The following is a 19,058-nucleotide window of genomic DNA, read 5'->3' on the forward strand; positions in this document are numbered from 1 at the left end:
GGACTATTTTTTCAAAAATTTGAAAATATTTTCTGGTGATAAGTGAGTTATCTTGAAAGTCGGTGCCAATGCCCTTTCCTAACGGCTTTGAAGTACTCGACTCTTTTCCCGCACTTGCGCCACTTTGCCGTGAATTTCGGTTAGCCCTAGGTTGTGAACGCTACCTAAGTGAGTGGTATGAAACTCACGGTGTGGCACATAGTTACCCTCGTTTACGGCGATACCTACCTGCTTGTATGCTTCGCGGAAGGGTACTCCGGCTTGAATAAGCTGGTTGATGTTTTCAACTGAAAAAACACCGTCATACTTCGACTGATTCAGCAGATCAGGCTTGATCTTAAGTTCGGGCAGCGCGAACAGCAGGATGTCGAGGATGTCGAGGAACTGCATCATCGGCTCGAATAAAATTTCTTTCAGAATCTGAAAGTCGCGGTGATAGCCGCTGGGCAGGTTGTTGGTCGCCAGCATGATGGTAGTCGGTAGACCTTGCAGAGCGTTGCAGCGCGCTCGTACTAACTCGAATACATCCGGGTTTTTCTTGTGCGGCATGATGCTGGAACCGGTTGTAAAAGCAGCAGGTAGTTCCACAAAAGCCAAGTCCTGACTATTATAGAGTACCAGATCATAGGCCATCTTGGAAAGGGTGGCCCCAACGCCCGCCAGCGCGAAAGCCACGGTCTTCTCGGTTTTGCCCCGCAGCATTTGCGCTCCTACCGAGCTAACGGCAAGCTGACTGAAGCCCATTTCCTGCGTGGTTAGTTGCCGGTCGATGGGGAAGCTGCTACCAAAGCCAGCCCCTGAGCCCAACGGATTCTGATCAGCAACAGTGTGGGCGGCTTCCAGCAAAGCTAAGTCGAGCAGCAGATGTTCGGCGTAGGCAGAAAACCACAGCCCGAAGCTGCTAGGCATAGCCGCCTGAAAGTGGGTGTAGCCGGGCATTAGGTCGGCTTGATGGGCTTCGGCTTTGTGTAAAAGAACATCAACTAGCGCCATGATTTGCGTGGCGGCTTGCTCGGTGTAGTCTTTCAGGAAAAGCTGGATGGCGGTCAGCACTTGGTCGTTGCGGGAGCGGGCCGTATGGATCTTCTTCCCCGCATCGCCAAACTTCTCAGTTAAGTAAGCTTCTATTTTCGAGTGAACGTCTTCAAAGCTTTCGTCGATAGTGAACGTGCCTTCCGCTATCTGAGCTGCCAGCTCGGATAGGCCGATCTGAAGCTGCTGATTTTCCTCCTCGGAAATCAGCCCAACTTTGGCTAGCATGCTCGCTTGTGCTTTAGAAGCTTGCACATCGAACCGCGCCAAATACAGGTCTAGCTCCCGGTCTTTGCCAACCGTGAACTGTTCGATTTTCTTGTCAACGGCAATGCCTTTATCCCAAATTTTCATAGTTCGATTTCTAAAGAAGCCTGTCTTTGGCGCTTCTGGAGGCTAGGTTTTGCTGTGCGAGCTAAACTGTACGGGCAATAAAAACACCTGTCGCAAAAAGCCCTGTTTTTGTCGGTTTAGGCCTCGCTAAGAGGGTTGGTGGGGTGGTAAATTTCAAGTGTCATCCACTAAGCCGTAGAAAGCCATGCAAAGAATCACCCCATTTCTGACCTACAATGATAAAGCAGAAGATGCTGCTACGTTTTATACCAGCCTTTTCAACGATTCGAGAATTACGAAAACCACGTACTACCCCGAAGGCACACCCATGCCAAAAGGCAGCGTAATGACGGTTGAATTTGAATTGGCCAACCAACCGTACGTGGCGCTGAATGGAGGGCCTCACTTCACATTTACCGAGGGCTTCTCGCTATCCGTGAGCTGCACAAGCCAAGCGGAAATAGACGAACTATGGGAAAAGCTCACGGGCAATGGTGGCCAACCCGGCCAATGCGGGTGGCTTAAAGATCAATTTGGGCTATCCTGGCAAATCACGCCGGCCAACATAGGTCAGCTGCTGCAAAGCAATGATCCGGCGCGGGCACAGCGCAAAATGGCCGCTATGCTGCAGATGTACAAAATCGATATTGCCGCTCTAGAACAAGCCTAATCCTACAATACCAGCCCGTCTAGCAGTTCTATATAACCCTTGATGCCGGCTCGAATCTCGCTAAGCAGGATATATTCATCGGGCGTGTGGGAGCGGGCAGAGTCGCCGGGGCCAATCTTGATGGTGTCGAAGGGCATCATGGATTGGTCGGATAACGTGGCGGAGCCGAACGTGCGCCGTCCTTGTGTTAGGCCTTTGTGCACCAACGGATGGTCTAAGGCAATGCGAGAAGAGTTGAGGTGCGTGGAACGAGGGGTTACGTCGGCCCCTACATGCTCCCGAACCAGGCGCACCACCTCTTCATTGCTGTACAGTTCGTTGGTGCGTACGTCTACTACAAACTGGCATTTGTCGGGCACTACGTTGTGCTGCGAACCAGCTTGCACCTGCGTAACGGTGGTTTTAACGGGCCCAAGCAATTCCGACACTTTCGGAAACTGGTATTGCTGAAACCACTGAATGTCGGGAATGGCTTTGTACAGGGCATTTTCGCCTTCGTCGCGGGCGGCATGGCCGGTACGTCCGTGGGTTACGCAGTCTAGCACAACCAGGCCCTTTTCGGCAATAGCCATGTCCATTTGGGTTGGTTCACCCACAACACCCAAATCCACTTTTCCGAACTGCGGCAGAACGCTACGGATGCCACCCGCACCCGATACTTCCTCCTCTGCCGTAATGGCGCAAATCAGATTGAAAGCAGGATTCTGCTGCTGGAAATACAAAAAAGTCGCCAACAAGCTCACTGCCGAAGCCCCAGCATCATTGCTACCGAGCCCAATTAGCTTGTCACCCTCCAATACGGCTCCGAATGGGTCGTAGGTCCAGGTGCTGCCGGGCTTTACGGTATCGTGATGGGAGTTGAGGAGCAGGGTTGGGTGGGAGGCATCCAAGTTCGGAGCTACGGCCCACACGTTGTGGCCAGCACGTTGGGGCTGTGCGTCGTGCGCAGCCAGGAAATTGAAAATCAGATCAGCCGTGGCGCTTTCTTCACGCGAGAAAGAAGGCGTTTTGATTAGCTGAATCAACAACTCAATTGCCTCATCGGAAAGACGTTCGATTAGCTCTGGCATAGAATTGTCTTCACGGGCTCGTTGATTTTCAAGGCGTTTTCGATGACTACCGTGGCTACGCCAGCTTCTAGCGCCGCAAAGGCGTTGTCGAGTTTGGGTACCATGCCGGCGGCAATAACGCCTTCTGCCTTCAGGGCCTGATATTGCTCGGCCGTGATGCGCGGAATCACCGAGGATTCATCGTTAATATCGGTTAGCACGCCGTCCTTCTCGAAGCAGAAATGCAGCTCCACCGCGTAAGAGCCCGCCAAGGCGCGAGCCAGGGTGCTGGCGATGGTGTCGGCGTTGGTATTGAGCAACTGGCCCTGACCGTCATGGGTGATGGCACAAAAAATAGGGGTGAGGCCAGCTTCCAGCAACTGCGTCAGCAGGGCAGTGTTGACGCTTTGCTCATTTAGGTCGCCCACAAATCCGTAATCAATAGTACGCACGGGGCGCTTGGTAGCCAGGATGACGTTGCCGTCGGCGCCCGAGAGACCGAGGGCATTTACGCCCTGTGCTTGCAGCAGCGCTACTACTTGCTTGTTGGTTTTGCCGGCGTAGAACATGGTTACAATGTCGAGGGTGGCAGCATCGGTGATGCGGCGGCCTTCCACCATTTGGGGCTCGATGCCGAGGCGGCTGAGCATTTGGCTGGCACCTTTGCCGCCGCCGTGTACCAATATTTTAGGGCCTTCGATGCGCACTAGTTCGCCAAGAAAATAGCGGAGTTGCGATTCATCATCAATAATACCGCCTCCTATTTTGAATATTTTCAGGACTTTGCTCATCGGTTGGTAAAGGTGAAATGGGGCATTTACAGCCGTAAAATGCCAGAATATGGGTCCACTAGCTTGTCTTCCGTTTGGAAGGGCAGAATGCTAAAGGTTTTTTAACATGGAGCCGGCAAAGTTTCCAAAAAAAAACATCTAGTTTTGCAACGATTTAGCGGTTCTAATCATTTAAACCGCAGAAACACTTACGCCGCCCCGCGGCATTCGTCATGATTCGTCTCTCCTCTCATGTGCTTTTGCTACGACCTACGCTGGTCGTGCGAATCATGCCAGCTTAAGAGCTGGCTGCACTGTTTCGCCTGCGTTTTTAGCCTGACTAGAAACCGGCACGGGGCCTTCCCAAGACTTCCCCGGTTGAAGAGAACTTTTACGAATAACTGACTGACACGAGTGTAAGCCCTCAGTAGTATGCTTTTTCTGGCAAGTTATCAGCCAGAACTGCCTCCGCTAATCCGCGAAGCAACTTTCTTCGTTTTTAGGATTTTTACTATAAGCCGGTCTTTTTCCCGGTTGCTAAGTCGCTTCATTCGTAAGCAGCTTATACTTTCTCTCCATTCGTCTTTCCGAGTCCGTTGTCTGGTAGGCAGGCAACTAACCGAGCTTTGACCATGATTTTACGCGTAGCCAATGCTGCCGACGCGCAGTATGTGGAAACCCTTTGTCAATGGTATGAGGAATCTGCCAAACAGCGCGGCGTAGGCATCGCCAAGCGAGACCCTAACTATCTGATTAAAAAGATGGATAGAGGTGACTCCATTATTGCTTTCATCGACGATCAGCTGGCTGGCTTCTGCTACATCGAAACCTTCGAGGACAACAAGTTTGTGGTCAACTCGGGGCTGATAGTGAACACCGAGCTGCGTAAGGAGGGGTTGGGCCGGGCTATCAAGCACGAGGTGTTCAAGCTTTCCCGAACCAAGTATCCGATGGCTAAGATTTTCGGTATCACGACCAGCATGGCCGTGATGAAAATTAACACCGAGCTAGGATACAAACCCGTTACGTTCACCGAGCTAACGCAAAGCGACGACTTCTGGAAAGGCTGCTCAGGCTGCAAGAACTACGGCATCTTGATGGAGAATCAGCGCAAAATGTGTCTCTGTACCGGTATGGTCTACGACACGCTGAACGACCAGTACAGCCAGCCGGCACAAGCTAGCATCGAAATCTTAAATCAGGAGAAGTGAGCTGGCAACGAACGTCGTGCTAGGCTACAACGCACACAGCGTACTGCTGTCGGCAAACTGCTATCCTGCCTAATCTGGTGTGTGCTTACCAAAGCATCTGGTATGATAAGTATGCCACACTAGCAAGATGGAGCGCTTGGCTTAGTTAGTACTACGACCAGGTTTTGGCTAGGCGCAGCAGCAGAAAATACAGCATAGTAGGTGGATGCTAGGCGAAGCATGCCGTTCTTTACTGTTCACCTCTCGGTTCTTACATCTAACTAACGAATGAAAAAGGTAGTTTTAGCGTACAGCGGCGGCTTGGATACGTCTTATTGCGTGGTGTACTTGACCCGCGAAATGGGTTTGGAGGTGCACACGGTTATTGTCAATTCGGGTGGTTTTTCTCAGGAGGAGCTAGCGGCCATCGAGAAGCGTGCTTATGAACTGGGCTCAACCAAGCACGAGGTGATTGACGTAACCGAGCGATTCTACCAAGACTGCCTGCGCTACCTTATTTTCGGTAACATTCTCAAGAACGACACCTACCCGCTGAGCGTCAGCGCGGAGCGGATGTTTCAGTCGTTGGCGTTGGCCGAGTATGCGCGGGAGCACAAAGCCGATTACATTGCCCACGGCAGCACCGGTGCCGGCAACGACCAAGTGCGTTTTGATGTTGCTTTCTCGGTGATTTCGCCAAATACTGAAATCATCACGCCTATCCGCGACCTGAAACTGTCGCGCCAGGCGGAAATCGACTTCCTCAACCAACACGGCTTCGAGATGAGCTGGGAAAAGGCTAAGTATTCTATCAACAAAGGCATCTGGGGTACCAGCGTGGGCGGCGTCGAAACTTTGACTTCCAACCAAGCCCTGCCCGAGTCGGCGTACCCAACGCAAATCAGCGCCACCGAGCCTACCAGCATCGAAATTACCTTCGAGAAGGGCGAGCCAGTGGCTTTGAACAGCAAGTCGATGAAGCCGGTGCAGCTCATTCAGGAATTGAATGAAATGGCGGGCAAATACGCCATCGGCCGCGACACACACGTCGGCGACACTATTCTGGGCATCAAGGGCCGGGTAGGTTTTGAAGCACCGGCGCCGCTGATTTTGTTGAAGGGCCACCACTTGCTGGAGAAGCACACGTCGTCGCGGTGGCAGCTGCTGCACAAAGACTACATCGCCAACTGGTACGGCACGCTGCTGCACGAGGCGCAGTACCTCGATCCGGTGATGCGCGACATGGAGGCGTTCCTCGCGTCGTCGCAGGAGCGGGTGTCGGGCAAGGTGTTCGTGACGCTGAAGCCGTATCAGTTCGAGCTCCAAGGTATCGAATCGAAGTACGACATGATGCGCTCGAAAGTGGCCACCTACGGCGAGGAAAACGACGCCTGGGACGGCCGCGACGCCAAGGGCTTTATCAAAATCTTCAGCAATCAGCTTCGCATTCACTCTTCCTTCAACGATGAAAATTAAGGTCGGCATTGTGGGCGGCGCTGGCTACACGGCTGGCGAGCTACTCCGTATCCTGCTGCACCACGAATACGTGGAGTTGGGCGCTATTGTCAGCTCTTCCAACGCGGGCAACCCGGTGTACCAGGTGCACGACGACTTGGTGGGGGAAACGGACTTAGTGTTTGCCTCGGAGTTGGCAGGAGACGAGGACGTAGTATTTTTGTGCCTCGGGCACGGCAACTCGCGTGCTTTCTTGGAAAAGACGCCTTTGGCCGCTACTACCCACGTCATCGACTTGAGCAACGACTTCCGTTTGGAAGCTGACCAGGAATTTGCCGACAGAGAATTTGTCTACGGATTGCCGGAATTAAACAAGAGTCGTATCCAGCAGGCACAGAGCATTGCCAATCCGGGCTGCTTTGCCACCGCCATTCAGCTGGCCTTACTGCCGTTAGCGGCTGCCGGTAAGCTGACCGATGATGTGCACGTGTCGGCCATTACGGGCTCGACGGGCGCGGGGCAGAGCTTGTCGGAAACGGTACATTTCTCGTGGCGCACCAACAATGTGTCTATCTACAAGCCTTTTTCGCATCAGCACTTAGGCGAGATAGGGGAGAGCCTCGCGCAGTTGCAGCCGCAACTGGAAATGAATATTCACTTCATTCCGTATCGGGGAAACTTTTCGCGCGGTATTTTTGCCAGCGTGTACACACCATCGGACCTGACGCAAGAGGAGGCGAGACAACTGTTCAAGGATTTCTACGCCGATGCGCCGTTTACCACGGTGTCGGACAAAGAGCTGCATCTGAAACAGGTAGTTAACACCAACAAGTGCCTGCTGCACGTGCAGAAATTCGGCAAGCAACTGCTGGTTACTTCGGTTATTGATAATCTGGTGAAGGGCGCTTCCGGGCAAGCCATCCAGAACATGAATTTGCTGTTCGGTTTGCCGGAAACGACAGGTTTGTTATTGAAAGCGGGGATGTTTTAATCACATAGATCAGTCATATCAATACCAAAATGCTGAAAGAAATAGGCCGCTACTATGAATTGCCCTTAGCTAGTTACGCCATTCAACAGATTGTGTATAATGGGCTGATCAAGCTAATTTTTACCGACACAGACGAGCATGTATCTCTTGACCTCCACGGAGAATTTGAGGTGATTACGTCTGGTCATATCATGAAGTTCTCGCCGCGTCAAAGAGAGGCTCTGATGCTTTTCTATGATTGGTTTCATGCTGATATCAAGATAGAAGAAGCCAAGGCTGACAAACAAGGCCAGCTGTTACTTATGCTTAGCAATAGGCAGGAATTAATAGTAAGAGATGGGCCATTTGAGAATTGGCACTTTACTATTCTCAACAAGCGCTATCCGAAGCAGAATTTGTTTGTTCATGGTGGTGTGGGTACTACCAATTACTAACTGCGACTTTAACACCGTCACAACATGGAGCTTTTCAACGTATATCCGCTCGTCAACATCACGCCGGTTAAGGCGCTAGGAGCGAAACTTTGGGACGACAAGGGCCAGGAGTACTTGGATTTCTACGGCGGCCACGCCGTGATTTCCATCGGCCACAGCCACCCGCACTACGTGCAGCGCCTCACCGAGCAACTGCAAAACATCGGCTTCTACTCGAACTCGGTGCAAATTCCGATTCAGACGCAGTTAGCGCGTAAGCTAGGCGAGGTATCGGGCTACGACGACTACACGCTGTTCTTGTGCAACTCGGGCGCCGAAGCCAACGAGAATGCACTGAAGCTGGCTTCGTTCCACACCGGCAAAAACCACGTCATTGCCTTCAAAGGTGCTTTCCACGGCCGGACTTCCGGCGCGGTAGCGGCCACCGACAACCCGAAAATCGTAGCGCCCTTCAATGCCGGCCACGCCATTTCCTTTGTGCCGTACGAGCTGAGCGAAGTGGAACGGGTGATGCAGACTGGCGACGTATGCGCCGTCATCATCGAGCCGATTCAGGGCGTGGGCGGCATTGTTATGCCATCCGACGAGTTTTTGGTAGGCTTAGGCGCACTTTGCCAAAAGCACGGCGTGCTGCTGATTGCCGATGAAGTACAGAGCGGCTACGGCCGCAGCGGTAAATTCTTCGCGCATCAACACGCCGGCATCAAGCCCAATATTATTTCGGTAGCAAAGGGCATGGGCAACGGCTTTCCTATTGGTGGCATCCTCATTTCGCCGGAGTTGAAAGCATCCTACGGTTTGTTGGGTACTACTTTTGGCGGCAACCACTTAGCCTGCGCCGCTGCCCTGGCCGTGCTGGAAGTTATTGAAGACGAAAACCTGTTGCAGCACGCCACCGAACTCGGGCACTACTTGCGCACTGAATTAGAAGCTAATTCCGGGGCCGAAGAAATCCGTGGGCGGGGTCTGATGGTCGGCATTAAGTACGACTTCCCCATTAAGGATGTGCGGGATAAGCTGCTGACCGAGCACCACATCTTCGTCGGCAATGCTTCCGACCCGACGGTGCTTCGCCTACTGCCACCGCTTAATATAACGAAGGCGGAAGTCGACCGATTCTTACACGCGCTGTATGAACTAACGGGCAAATCGGTAGCCATCATTCAGGAGCCTTCGGCATTGGACTAGCATTTAGAGCTGTAGTTTTTCTTCCTTTTGGAGAAAAGCTACAGCTCTAAAAATATAGCCTTGGATTGCTTAACCCTGGTTCCGCAGAGAGCAAGATTTCACTACTAATATTTCCATCAACTGATACGGATGAAGCAAGTAAAGCTGGTGCTAGAAGACGGCACCGAAATCGAGGGTACTGGATTTGGCGCTCACACATCGGCCGCGGGCGAAGTGGTGTTTAGTACGGCCATGACGGGCTACCCCGAAAATCTCACCGACCCATCTTTTGCCGGTCAGATTCTGGTGCTGACTTACCCCATGGTGGGTAACTACGGTGTGCCCGGTGAAGAACTGTACGAGTCGATTTCCAAGATTTTCGAGTCCGACAAGATTCATATTGCCGGGCTGGTCGTCAACTACTACTCGGAAGAACACAGCCACTGGAACGCCACCAAGAGCCTCGGCGACTGGCTAGCCGAGTACAACATCCCCGGCATTTTCGGGGTGGATACCCGCATGCTCACCAAAAAGCTGCGCGAGAAAGGGGCTATGCTTGGTAAGATTGTGGCCGAGGAAGACATTCCGCTCCACGACCCCAACCAGGACAACCTGGTAGCCCAAGTGAGCCCGCCCGGCGTGCAACACTACGGCAAAGGCCAGCACAAAATCGTGCTGGTAGACTGCGGCACCAAAACCAACATTATCCGCTGCTTCCTGACCCGCGACGTCGAGCTGATTCGCGTGCCTTGGGACTACGACTTCAACACGCTCGACTACGACGGACTGTTCTTGAGCAATGGCCCCGGTGACCCTAAAATGTGCGAAGCTACCATCAGTCACTTGCAAACTGCCCTGCAGCAAGACAAACCCATCTTTGGTATTTGCCTAGGCAATCAGCTGATGGGCTTAGCTGCTGGCGGCGACACGTTCAAGCTGAAGTACGGCCACCGCAGCCACAATCAGCCCGTGCTGCTTTCCGGTACCAAGCGCAGCTACATCACCTCCCAAAACCACGGTTTCGCACTGGATACCGACACGCTGCCCGCCGAGTGGACGATGCTGTTCGAAAACTTGAACGACGGCACTTGTGAAGGTATTAAGCACAAAACCAAGCCGTTTTTCTCCACACAGTTCCACCCCGAAGCCGCCGGCGGCCCCGAGGATACAGAGTATTTGTTTGACGACTTCCTGAAGGCCGTGGAAGAGTACAAAGCTGCTAAGTAGCCCGGCCTAGAGCGTCATGGTAAGCTTAATTCCGAGGAAGCAGTAGAAACGCTTCGACTGTGCTCAGCATGATGTTCTTTTTTCCACGTCCACTACTTCTCAACGCACTACTCTCATGCAAGCGAAAAGTCGAGGTTTCCCGAATTGGGGGTATTTGCTATTAGGCGCTCTGGCTTTCGCAACGTTTTATTTCGTCAAGAACATGGGACAGCGGACGCTCATGAAAGCAGTGCTTGGGGAGCCAGCCGATCTGATTGGCACAGCGATGAGTTCAGCTAAAGTTTCTCCAAGAATAACTAGTAGAACAGGTAAGATAACCGCCCGAAACTTCAAGGTTGAGAAACTAGGCGCTAAAAAAGATTCTCTCGCCTTTCGATTCTTCTTGAAAGGTGAAAAGTCTGACGCAACTGTCAAGCTATGGATGGTCAAACGGCCGTCCGACAAATGGGAAATAGTAAAAAGCGACACCCTCTTTACCAAGTAAAAAAAACTGCCCCGTTCACGCAAGCAATAGGCTGTAGCCGAATTAGCACGGCTGCTTTTTAACATGACCGCTCTGCTGGTCTGCTCCCTCAACTCTAAGAATGGAAAAACCCAACAAAGTTCTTGTCCTCGGTTCCGGTGCGCTTAAGATAGGTGAAGCCGGAGAGTTTGATTATTCCGGCTCTCAGGCGCTCAAGGCGCTCAAGGAAGAAGGCATTCGTACCATCCTCATCAACCCCAACATTGCCACCGTACAAACGTCGGACAACATTGCCGACGATGTGTATTTCCTGCCCGTGACGCCCTTCTTTGTAGAGGAAGTCATCAAGAAAGAGCAGCCCGACGGCATTTTGGTGGCATTCGGTGGCCAAACGGCTTTGAACTGCGCCGTGGCTTTGTTCCGGGATGGCATATTCGAGAAGTATGGGGTGAAGGTGCTGGGCACGCCGGTGCAATCCATCATTGACACCGAAGACAGGGATATTTTCAAGGACAAGCTCGACCAAATTGGGGTTTTCACGGCCCGCAGCGTGGCCGTGACGACGATGGAAGACGCCCTGGCAGCCGGTGAGAAAATCGGCTTCCCCATTATCGTACGGGCGGCGTTTGCGCTGGGCGGCCTAGGCAGCGGTTTTGCCAACAACATGGACGAGCTACGGGCCCTGGCTCAAAAATCCTTCACCACCTCCGACCAGATTCTGGTGGAAGAATCGTTGAAGGGCTGGAAAGAAGTGGAGTATGAAGTGGTGCGTGACCAGTATGATAACTGCATCACGGTCTGCAACATGGAGAACTTCGACCCTATTGGTATTCACACCGGGGAAAGCATTGTGGTGGCGCCTTCGCAGACGTTGAGCAACCGCGAGTACCACAAACTGCGCAGCATCGGCATTAAAACCATTCGCCACTTAGGAATTGTGGGTGAATGCAACATTCAGTATGCCCTGGACCCGGTTTCCGAGGACTACCGCGTAATTGAAGTGAATGCGCGTCTTTCTCGCTCTTCGGCGCTGGCTTCCAAGGCAACCGGTTATCCGCTGGCGTTTGTGGCGGCCAAACTGAGCTTGGGCTATTCGCTGTCGGAGTTGAAAAACAGCGTGACGCAGACCACAACGGCGTTTTTCGAGCCGGCCCTTGATTACGTGGTGGTGAAGCTGCCGCGCTGGGACTTAGGCAAGTTCGAGGGCGTAAACCGGCAGATTGGTAGCGCCATGAAGAGCGTGGGCGAAGTGATGGCCATTGGCAAATCCTTCGAGGAAGCTATTCAGAAAGGCTTGCGCATGCTGGATACTGGCAAGCGCGGCTTCGTGGCCAACCGCCCCGAAACGGTAAACAAAACCACGATTGATAAACTGCTGAATGAGCCCAACGAGGAGCGCATTTTTGCTATCAACCATGCATTCGAGGCGGGCTACACGCTCGACCAAGTGCATGAACTAACCCGCATCGACCACTGGTTTTTGCAGCGCCTATACACCATCTTCCAACTTGGCAACCAGCTTGCTTCCTTGCGCAGCTCCGGCCTCAATGCTTTGGAAACGACGCTACTGCGGGACGCTAAAAAAGCCGGCTTCTCGGATCAACAAATTGCTGTGAAATTGATTGGTGAAGGCGACGTGAAAGCCGACGAGCTACTGGTGCGCGCCCGCCGCAAGGCGCTGGGCGTGTTGCCGGTTATCAAGCAAATTGATACGCTAGCAGCCGAGTTTCCGGCCAAAACCAACTACCTCTACAGCACCTACCACGGCACCGAAAACGACTTGGCGCCCGAAACCGACAAGTCGGTGATGGTGCTGGGGTCGGGTGTGTACCGTATTGGCAGCTCCGTGGAATTCGACTGGTGCGGCGTGAATGCGGTGCAAACGGCGGCCGAAGAAGGCTACAAGACCATCATTCTCAATTACAACCCGGAAACCGTTTCCACGGATTACGACGTCAGCGACCGGCTGTACTTCGAGGAGTTGAGCTTCGAGCGAGTGATGGATATTCTGGAATTCGAGCAGCCGCAGGGCCTCATTCTCTCCACCGGCGGGCAGATTCCTAACAACCTCGCCACTCGTTTGCAGGAAGCTGAGGCACCTATTCTAGGTACTTCACCGGCGCGCATCGACGAGGCTGAAAACCGCCACAAGTTCTCCAGCATCATGGACGAACTAGGCATTGCGCAGCCGCGCTGGAAAGAGTTGACCTCCATGGACGCCATGTTCGAGTTCGTGAAGGAAGTGGGCTACCCCGTGCTGATCCGACCATCGTATGTACTGTCGGGGGCGGCTATGAATGTGGTTTCCAATGCTTTCGAGATGGAATCATACCTCAAAGCGGCTACGGAAGTGAGTGCCGAGTATCCGGTGGTGGTATCGGAGTTCATGCAGGAAGCCAAGGAAATTGAGCTGGACGCGGTGGCTGCCAAAGGCGAAATCGTGAGCTACGCCATTTCCGAGCACGTCGAATTTGCTGGCGTACACTCCGGCGACGCTACCATGTACTACCCGCCACAGAAGGTGTACGTGCGCACTATTCGTAAGCTGAAAATCATTGCCGAGAAGATAGCTAAGCGCTACGAAATCAGTGGTCCGTTCAACATTCAATTCCTAGAGAAAGACGGCGAAATTCGGGTGATTGAGTGCAACATCCGAGCTTCCCGTAGTTTCCCGTTTGTGTCGAAAGTGTCGGGCAACAACCTGATTAAGAAGGCCACGAAAGTGCTGCTCGGCTTGAAGGTGGAGCGCGACGAAAGTGAGCGAGTGTACGATCTGCCTTTCGTCGGTGTAAAAGCCCCGCAGTTCTCGTTTACGCGTCTTCCCGGCGCCGACCCCGTACTGCGCGTTGACATGGTATCGACGGGGAAGTGGGCTGCTTGGGCGATACGGCCGAGGAGGCGTTGCTGAAGTCGATGCTGAGCGTGGGCTACAAGATTCCGCAGAAAACGGTGCTGATTTCCGGCGGGCCTATCAAGTCGAAAGTAGCGATGCTGTCGGCCGTAGAACTGCTGGTGAAGCGAGGCTACATCATTTATGCCACGCAAGGCACGCACCGTTTCTTCGCTGAAAACAACGTGCCTAGCAGCCTACTGTTCTGGCCCGATGACCACATAGAGCCCAACGTGCTAACCTACTTGAAAGAAAAGAAAATCGACTTGGTCATCAACATTCCCAAAAACCTGTCGAAAGGCGAGCTTGACAACGACTACAAAATCCGCCGTACGGCCATTGACTTCGGCATCCCGCTACTGACCAATGCCCGCTTGGCTAAGTCATTTATCCAGGCTTTCTGCACGCTGAAACTGGAGGATTTGAAAATCAAGAGTTGGAACGAGTACAAGGCAATGTAGCACGAAGTTCTCGTTTCAGGTACGTTTAACGTCATGCTGCATACAGATTTGCCAGAGCGCTGGAAACTGAAGCTTCAGCAGTATCTGATTGCAAAAGGAAGCACTAGGCCTGATAGGCTTAGTGCTTCTGAATTTCCGTCAGATACCACTGTTCGTATTCGATTTGAAGATGATTCGTATGTCAACTTTGAATACGCCTTTACTATTGTAGCGCCTGAGTTTCGAGAAGTCGCCGTTTTCACTGAGCATTGTGGCTACCATGTGTTTCCGTGGCATCCGAGCCTCGAGTTAGAAATCAAGTGTAAGTAATGCAATGAAAGCTTATTCAGATCCGCCGCCGAGAAGCTTCGCCGAATGGTGCCATGACCTAGGAATTAGCAGTGAAGGCGGAAATTGGGTGTCTGATCAAGTGATGTTGTATGAAGAGTTTTGTTTACTGCCTGATACAAAACTTAGGAAAATAAAAGAGGGTCCACTTTATGGCTTTTGGCGTCAATATGGTGATGTGTTCGGTGAACCAAGGACAGTACAAGAGTGGCTTGATGATATTGGTCGGGTTATAGTAGAGCCAACCGACGATGACACAAAAGACTTAACTCTGTTTCTAGGACATGATGAGTTTTGGGAATGGATAGATGGAAAGATTGAATGGAACGAAGCTATTAACAAGACCGAGAGCAAAGGCTTGATTACTAGTTTGAAGGAGATTTTTACCAATAAATAACATGAAGAACTTTACCTCCTTCGCTGATGCAGGCGACTACAGCGCCTTATTGAAGCAAGCTCTTGAAATAAAGGCAAACCCGTACGGCTACCAGCATATTGGCAAGAACAAGACTGTAGGGCTGATTTTCTTTAATCCTAGCTTGCGTACGCGCCTTAGCTCCATCAAGGCAGCCTACAACTTAGGAGCGCAAGCGTGGGTGCTCAATGCCGGCGCGGATTCCTGGACCTTGGAAATGGCGGACGGTGCCGTTATGAACGGTGGCACGCAAGAGCATATCAAGGAAGCTATTGCCGTGATGAGCCAATACTGCGACGTGCTAGGCGTACGCACTTTCCCTACGCTCAAAGACCGGGAGGAAGACTACCAGGAAGTGGTGTTCAACAAGATTCTCAAGTACGCCTCCGTGCCCGTTATCAGCCTGGAAAGCGCCACGCTGCACCCGTTGCAGTCGTTTGCCGACTTGATAACGGTGGCCGAGTTCAAGCAAAAGGAGCGCGTGAAAGTGGTGCTTACTTGGGCTCCGCACGTGCGCGCCTTGCCCCAATGCGTACCCAATTCCTTTGCCGACTGGTTTTCCGAAATCGAGTGGGTGGATTTGGTTATCACGCATCCCGAAGGCTACGAACTAGACCCAAAGTTCACGAAAGGCGCGCGCATCGAATACGACCAGAAAAAAGCATTGGAAGGCGCCGATTTTGTGCAGGCTAAAAATTGGAGCAGCTACCAGCAGTACGGCCAAGTGCTCCAAAACGACCCATCCTGGATGCTGACGCCTGAGCAGATGGTGGGCACCAACGATGCCAAATTCCTGCATTGTTTGCCCGTGCGCCGCAACGTGGAAGTGTCGGATGCCATTCTAGATTCGCCTAATTCGTTAGTGATTCAGGAGGCCGGAAACCGGGTATTCTCGATGCAAACGGTATTGCATGAGTTACTGAAGTGATGTGTAAAATTCGGGCAATTAATAGGGTTTATACAACTCTTGGAAAGTTCGTTCGTTTAAGGTCACTCAACAAAGTCAGACTCAACAGTCGGATTTTGCATAGTTCACCATAACCCCTTTTCATGAAAAAGCTACTTGTTCTCGCCGCTGTGTTCGTAACCGGTATTTCTGCCGCCAACGCGCAAACTTCGACTACCACGACTACGACGGTCCCGCAACAGAGCACGACTACCCAGACGCAGCCAGCTACTCAGCCTGCGACTACCACCACCACGACTGCAGATCCTGCAACCACTACGGCTCCTGCAACAACTACCACCGTTGAAACGCAGTCTAGCACCAGCGCAACTCCGGCTACCCCAACCGTGCCAACCGACGCTGACGTAAAGTCGAAAGACAAAAAGAAGAAGTCTAAAGTTAAGACTGATCCTAGCAAGTAATTGCTTGGGTGCTTTGCACCTAACTGAAGAAAGCCTGGTTGCCATTGCGGCGACCAGGCTTTCTTTTTTGCTCATGAAGTACTGCTTTAATCTTCGTCCGGTGCGGCACCGAGAACGGCACTAAACTGTACTACCGTTTTAATCTTTCACCGCCTCTAGTGGTACGGGCGCGGGTTTCGGTTGCTTGGCTTTTCGACTCACCAGAAACACCCCACCGAAAATCAGCAGGGCTTGCAACGCTTTAGCTGACGTGAGCGTGTCTTTGCCCAAACTCACGGCAATAAGTACGGCCAAAGCAGGCTGCAAGTAGATGTAGGCGCCCAGCAGAGCAGGAGAGGCGTATTTCAGAGCCCAGTTATTGAGCAGATACGCCAGAATAGTAAGGCACACCACCATATAGATAATGGCAGCCCAGATGCTAAGCGGAAAATGAGCGTAGTCGGGCGTCTGGACTTGCTGCCAGCCGGCAGGAACCGCCAGCACAGCGCCTACTAAAAAGATGCGGGCCAACACCGTGAACGGGTGATACTTGCGCATCAACGGCATTACAATAACTAGGTACACGCCAAAAGCAGTGGCGTTGAGCAAGATGAACAAATTGCCCAGCGTGCCATCTTGGCCGGCCACGGCTACCGGACCACTGCGACCCAAAATGATGAGCGCAGCGCCTGCTCCCGCCAGCACAATGCCCAGCAACCGAGGTAGCGTTAGCTTTTCGCCGAGCAGCACCACGGAGGCCAGCACCGTCACGATGGGCGCTACCGTTTGAATCAGCGAAGCATTGATGGGAGAGGTGAGGTTGAGGCCAGAGAAGAAAAGCAACTGGTTTAGCCCAATACCAAGCACGCCACACGCCACCGCCCGCAGATTATCGGCGCGGCCAATTATTCGGTCGTGGGGCGCAACCATACGGCTGACAACAGTGAAAAACAGCGTTGCCCCCACTATTCGCAACAGCACCAGCCCGAACGGCCCCATGTAGTGCGGCATCACATCTTTGGAGATGCTATAGTTGGCCGCGTAAATCAGGGCCACCAGAAACAGGGCCGCGTGCACCTTGACGGAGTTTTTCATTGCGGGCAAAGTTACGGCAGATGAGACGCGAAGGCACAACAAATCTGTTCCGCACTCGTGGTGCCCGTACGTAGCCTTGCAAGGCGGTTTTAAGCAGCGAGTTGACACGGTTGGGCACTTCAGGATTAGATTTCCATAGCCTCCGCGCGCCATCTGCCGTACTTTCACAACCTGAATGTATATCCTATGTCCACCGGCTCTCTCTTCGACTCCGAACCTACCCCTGCTTCCAACCTGCGCCCCAAAGCCGCCGATACGGCCCCGCTAGCCGAGCGCCGTCGGCCCCGCACGCTCGATGAGTACGCCGGGCAGCAACACCTTATTGGTCCGGAAGGAGTATTGCGCCGCTACCTGAACGCTGGCCGCCTGCCGAGTTTGATTCTGTGGGACCACCGGGCGTTGGCAAAACTACGTTGGCGCACTTACTGGCCGAAGAGCTACACAAGCCGTTTGTGGCGTTGAGTGCCATCAATGCGGGCGTGAAAGACGTGCGGGACGTAATCGACCGGGCTAAAAAGCAGCGCGGTACCATCTTGTTTATCGATGAGATTCACCGCTTCAGCAAGAGCCAGCAAGATGCGCTGCTCGGGGCCGTAGAGCAGGGCATCGTCACGTTGATTGGTGCGACCACCGAAAACCCTTCGTTTGAGGTAATTCCGGCCGTGCTGAGCCGGGCGCAGGTGTATGTGCTCGAACCGCTCAACAAAGAAGTGCTGACCGACCTCGTCGATAAGGCCCTCGCCGAAGACGAGCAACTCAAGCAGAAAAACGTGCGCATAGCTGAATACGGCGCCCTGCTTACCATCTCCGGCGGCGACGCCCGTAAGCTGCTCAACCTGCTCGAAATAGTGGTGGAGTCCAGCCGGCCCGATCCTATAACCGGCGAAATCAGCATCACCGACGAGGTAGTGCAGCAACTCGCGCAGCAGCACCTAGCGCGCTACGACAAAGGCGGCGAAATGCATTACGATGTTATTTCGGCCTTTATTAAGAGCATCCGCGGCTCCGACCCTAATGCCGCGCTGTATTACCTGGCCGTGATGCTAGAAGGGGGCGAGGACCCGAAGTTTATAGCTCGGCGCTTACTCATTCTGGCTTCCGAAGACGTGGGTATGGCCAACCCCAACGCCCTGATGCTAGCCAACAGCTGTTTCCAGGCCGTCACGGTAATTGGCATGCCCGAAGGGGACATTATCTTGGGGCAAACGGTGGTCTACCTAGCCACTTCGCCCAAGAGCAATGCCAGCTACAAAGCTATTCGGGAGGCGCGGGCGCTGGTGCGGCAGCAGGGCGTGCAGCCAGTTCCGATTCCGCTACGCAATGCGCCTACCAAGCTCATGAAAGACCTCGGCTACGGCGGCCAGTACCAATATTCGCACGACTATCCCGGCAACTTCGCCTTTCAGGAGTTCATGCCCGAGCAACTTAGCGGCACCACTTTCTACCATCCCGGCCACAACTCCGCCGAAACGAAAATTCAGGACCGCCTGCGCCAGTTGTGGGGCGAGAAGTACGGGTATTAGCAGCTAGAAAGCGGCTTGTAAATCGGCCTGACAAGAACGCGTAGGCATTTCTGCAGCTTTATTGTAATGAATGAACACACTTCGCGATAGAGGCTTCAACCAACGGGCGTCATAGCAAGCCGGGTATCATGAAATTTCGTGTTGTGCTTCAATAGTTCAGGCGGCCCGAATGAATAACTTGCTCGCCAATGTTGTTCTAGTAAAGGCAAATGCAACCTG

Annotated in this window: 18 protein-coding genes and 1 pseudogene; 15 read left to right on the forward strand and 4 right to left on the reverse strand. The window is 52.9% G+C overall.

The genetic code is table 11. The features are described 5' to 3' along the window. Positions 1-78 precede the first annotated feature (78 nt). A complete protein-coding gene (gene argH, locus MUN86_RS05995; RefSeq protein WP_245122951.1) occupies positions 79-1,386 on the reverse strand; it encodes an argininosuccinate lyase in 1,308 nt (435 codons plus the stop codon). Positions 1,387-1,570: 184 nt separating this feature from the next. Here argH and MUN86_RS06000 point away from each other — a divergent pair, with 184 nt between their 5' ends. Then, the gene (locus MUN86_RS06000) at positions 1,571-2,035 is read left to right on the forward strand and encodes a VOC family protein (RefSeq protein ID WP_245122953.1); all 465 of its coding nucleotides are present in this window, start codon (positions 1,571-1,573) and stop codon (positions 2,033-2,035) included. Positions 2,036-2,037: 2 nt separating this feature from the next. Here MUN86_RS06000 and MUN86_RS06005 read toward each other — a convergent pair whose 3' ends face one another. Further along, positions 2,038-3,105 (reverse strand): M20 family metallo-hydrolase, encoded by a 1,068-nt coding sequence (locus MUN86_RS06005; protein WP_245122957.1) that lies wholly within the window; start codon positions 3,103-3,105, stop codon positions 2,038-2,040. Further along, positions 3,093-3,875: an acetylglutamate kinase gene (gene argB, locus MUN86_RS06010; protein ID WP_245122960.1), complete on the reverse strand. Its 783-nt coding sequence runs from the start codon at positions 3,873-3,875 to the stop codon at positions 3,093-3,095. The genes MUN86_RS06005 and argB overlap by 13 nt, the downstream gene beginning before the upstream one ends. Positions 3,876-4,486: 611 nt before the next feature. Here argB and MUN86_RS06015 point away from each other — a divergent pair. The 13 genes from MUN86_RS06015 (at position 4,487) to MUN86_RS06075 (ending at position 16,242) form a co-directional block, all read left to right on the forward strand. Then, positions 4,487-5,065, forward strand: a complete 579-nt coding sequence (locus MUN86_RS06015; RefSeq protein WP_245122963.1) for a GNAT family N-acetyltransferase — start codon at positions 4,487-4,489, stop codon at positions 5,063-5,065. Positions 5,066-5,332: 267 nt separating this feature from the next. Continuing rightward, entirely contained in the window at positions 5,333-6,520 is a 1,188-nt protein-coding gene (gene argG, locus MUN86_RS06020; protein ID WP_245122964.1) for an argininosuccinate synthase, read from the forward strand. Continuing rightward, on the forward strand, positions 6,510-7,490 hold the full coding sequence (gene argC, locus MUN86_RS06025) for an N-acetyl-gamma-glutamyl-phosphate reductase (protein ID WP_245122966.1): 981 nt from the start codon (positions 6,510-6,512) through the stop codon (positions 7,488-7,490). The genes argG and argC overlap by 11 nt, the downstream gene beginning before the upstream one ends. Positions 7,491-7,519: 29 nt before the next feature. Then, a complete protein-coding gene (locus MUN86_RS06030; protein ID WP_245122968.1) occupies positions 7,520-7,924 on the forward strand; it encodes a hypothetical protein in 405 nt (134 codons plus the stop codon). Between the two features lie 24 nt (positions 7,925-7,948). After that, positions 7,949-9,112 carry an aspartate aminotransferase family protein gene (locus MUN86_RS06035; protein WP_245122969.1) on the forward strand — a complete coding sequence of 388 codons (1,164 nt, stop codon included), beginning with the start codon at positions 7,949-7,951 and terminating at the stop codon, positions 9,110-9,112. A 129-nt stretch (positions 9,113-9,241) separates the two neighbouring features. Then, the gene (gene carA, locus MUN86_RS06040) at positions 9,242-10,318 is read left to right on the forward strand and encodes a glutamine-hydrolyzing carbamoyl-phosphate synthase small subunit (protein ID WP_245122971.1); all 1,077 of its coding nucleotides are present in this window, start codon (positions 9,242-9,244) and stop codon (positions 10,316-10,318) included. 115 nt (positions 10,319-10,433) lie between these two features. After that, a complete protein-coding gene (locus MUN86_RS06045) occupies positions 10,434-10,802 on the forward strand; it encodes a hypothetical protein (RefSeq protein WP_245122973.1) in 369 nt (122 codons plus the stop codon). A gap of 100 nt (positions 10,803-10,902) precedes the next feature. Beyond that, positions 10,903-13,689, forward strand: a complete 2,787-nt coding sequence (gene carB, locus MUN86_RS06050) for a carbamoyl-phosphate synthase (glutamine-hydrolyzing) large subunit (RefSeq protein ID WP_245122974.1) — start codon at positions 10,903-10,905, stop codon at positions 13,687-13,689. After that, positions 13,659-14,132 (forward strand): hypothetical protein, encoded by a 474-nt coding sequence (locus MUN86_RS06055; RefSeq protein ID WP_245122976.1) that lies wholly within the window; start codon positions 13,659-13,661, stop codon positions 14,130-14,132. The genes carB and MUN86_RS06055 overlap by 31 nt, the downstream gene beginning before the upstream one ends. Positions 14,133-14,165: 33 nt before the next feature. Then, on the forward strand, positions 14,166-14,441 hold the full coding sequence (locus MUN86_RS06060; RefSeq protein WP_245122978.1) for a hypothetical protein: 276 nt from the start codon (positions 14,166-14,168) through the stop codon (positions 14,439-14,441). Positions 14,442-14,445: 4 nt separating this feature from the next. Next, positions 14,446-14,856, forward strand: coding sequence for a hypothetical protein (locus MUN86_RS06065; RefSeq protein WP_245122979.1), 411 nt, complete (start codon positions 14,446-14,448; stop codon positions 14,854-14,856). Between the two features lies 1 nt (position 14,857). After that, positions 14,858-15,802, forward strand: coding sequence for an N-acetylornithine carbamoyltransferase (locus tag MUN86_RS06070; RefSeq protein ID WP_245122981.1), 945 nt, complete (start codon positions 14,858-14,860; stop codon positions 15,800-15,802). Between the two features lie 122 nt (positions 15,803-15,924). Further along, a complete protein-coding gene (locus MUN86_RS06075) occupies positions 15,925-16,242 on the forward strand; it encodes a hypothetical protein (protein ID WP_245122983.1) in 318 nt (105 codons plus the stop codon). 138 nt (positions 16,243-16,380) lie between these two features. On the opposite strand, the gene MUN86_RS06080 is transcribed toward MUN86_RS06075, so the two are convergent. Then, on the reverse strand, positions 16,381-17,316 hold the full coding sequence (locus tag MUN86_RS06080; RefSeq protein WP_245122985.1) for a DMT family transporter: 936 nt from the start codon (positions 17,314-17,316) through the stop codon (positions 16,381-16,383). A gap of 186 nt (positions 17,317-17,502) precedes the next feature. Between MUN86_RS06080 and MUN86_RS06085 the strand changes: the two are divergent. Further along, positions 17,503-18,839: pseudogene (locus MUN86_RS06085) on the forward strand (replication-associated recombination protein A). Positions 18,840-19,058 lie beyond the last annotated feature (219 nt).

The organism is Hymenobacter volaticus (genome assembly GCF_022921055.1).
GTDB lineage: Bacteria > Bacteroidota > Bacteroidia > Cytophagales > Hymenobacteraceae > Hymenobacter > Hymenobacter volaticus.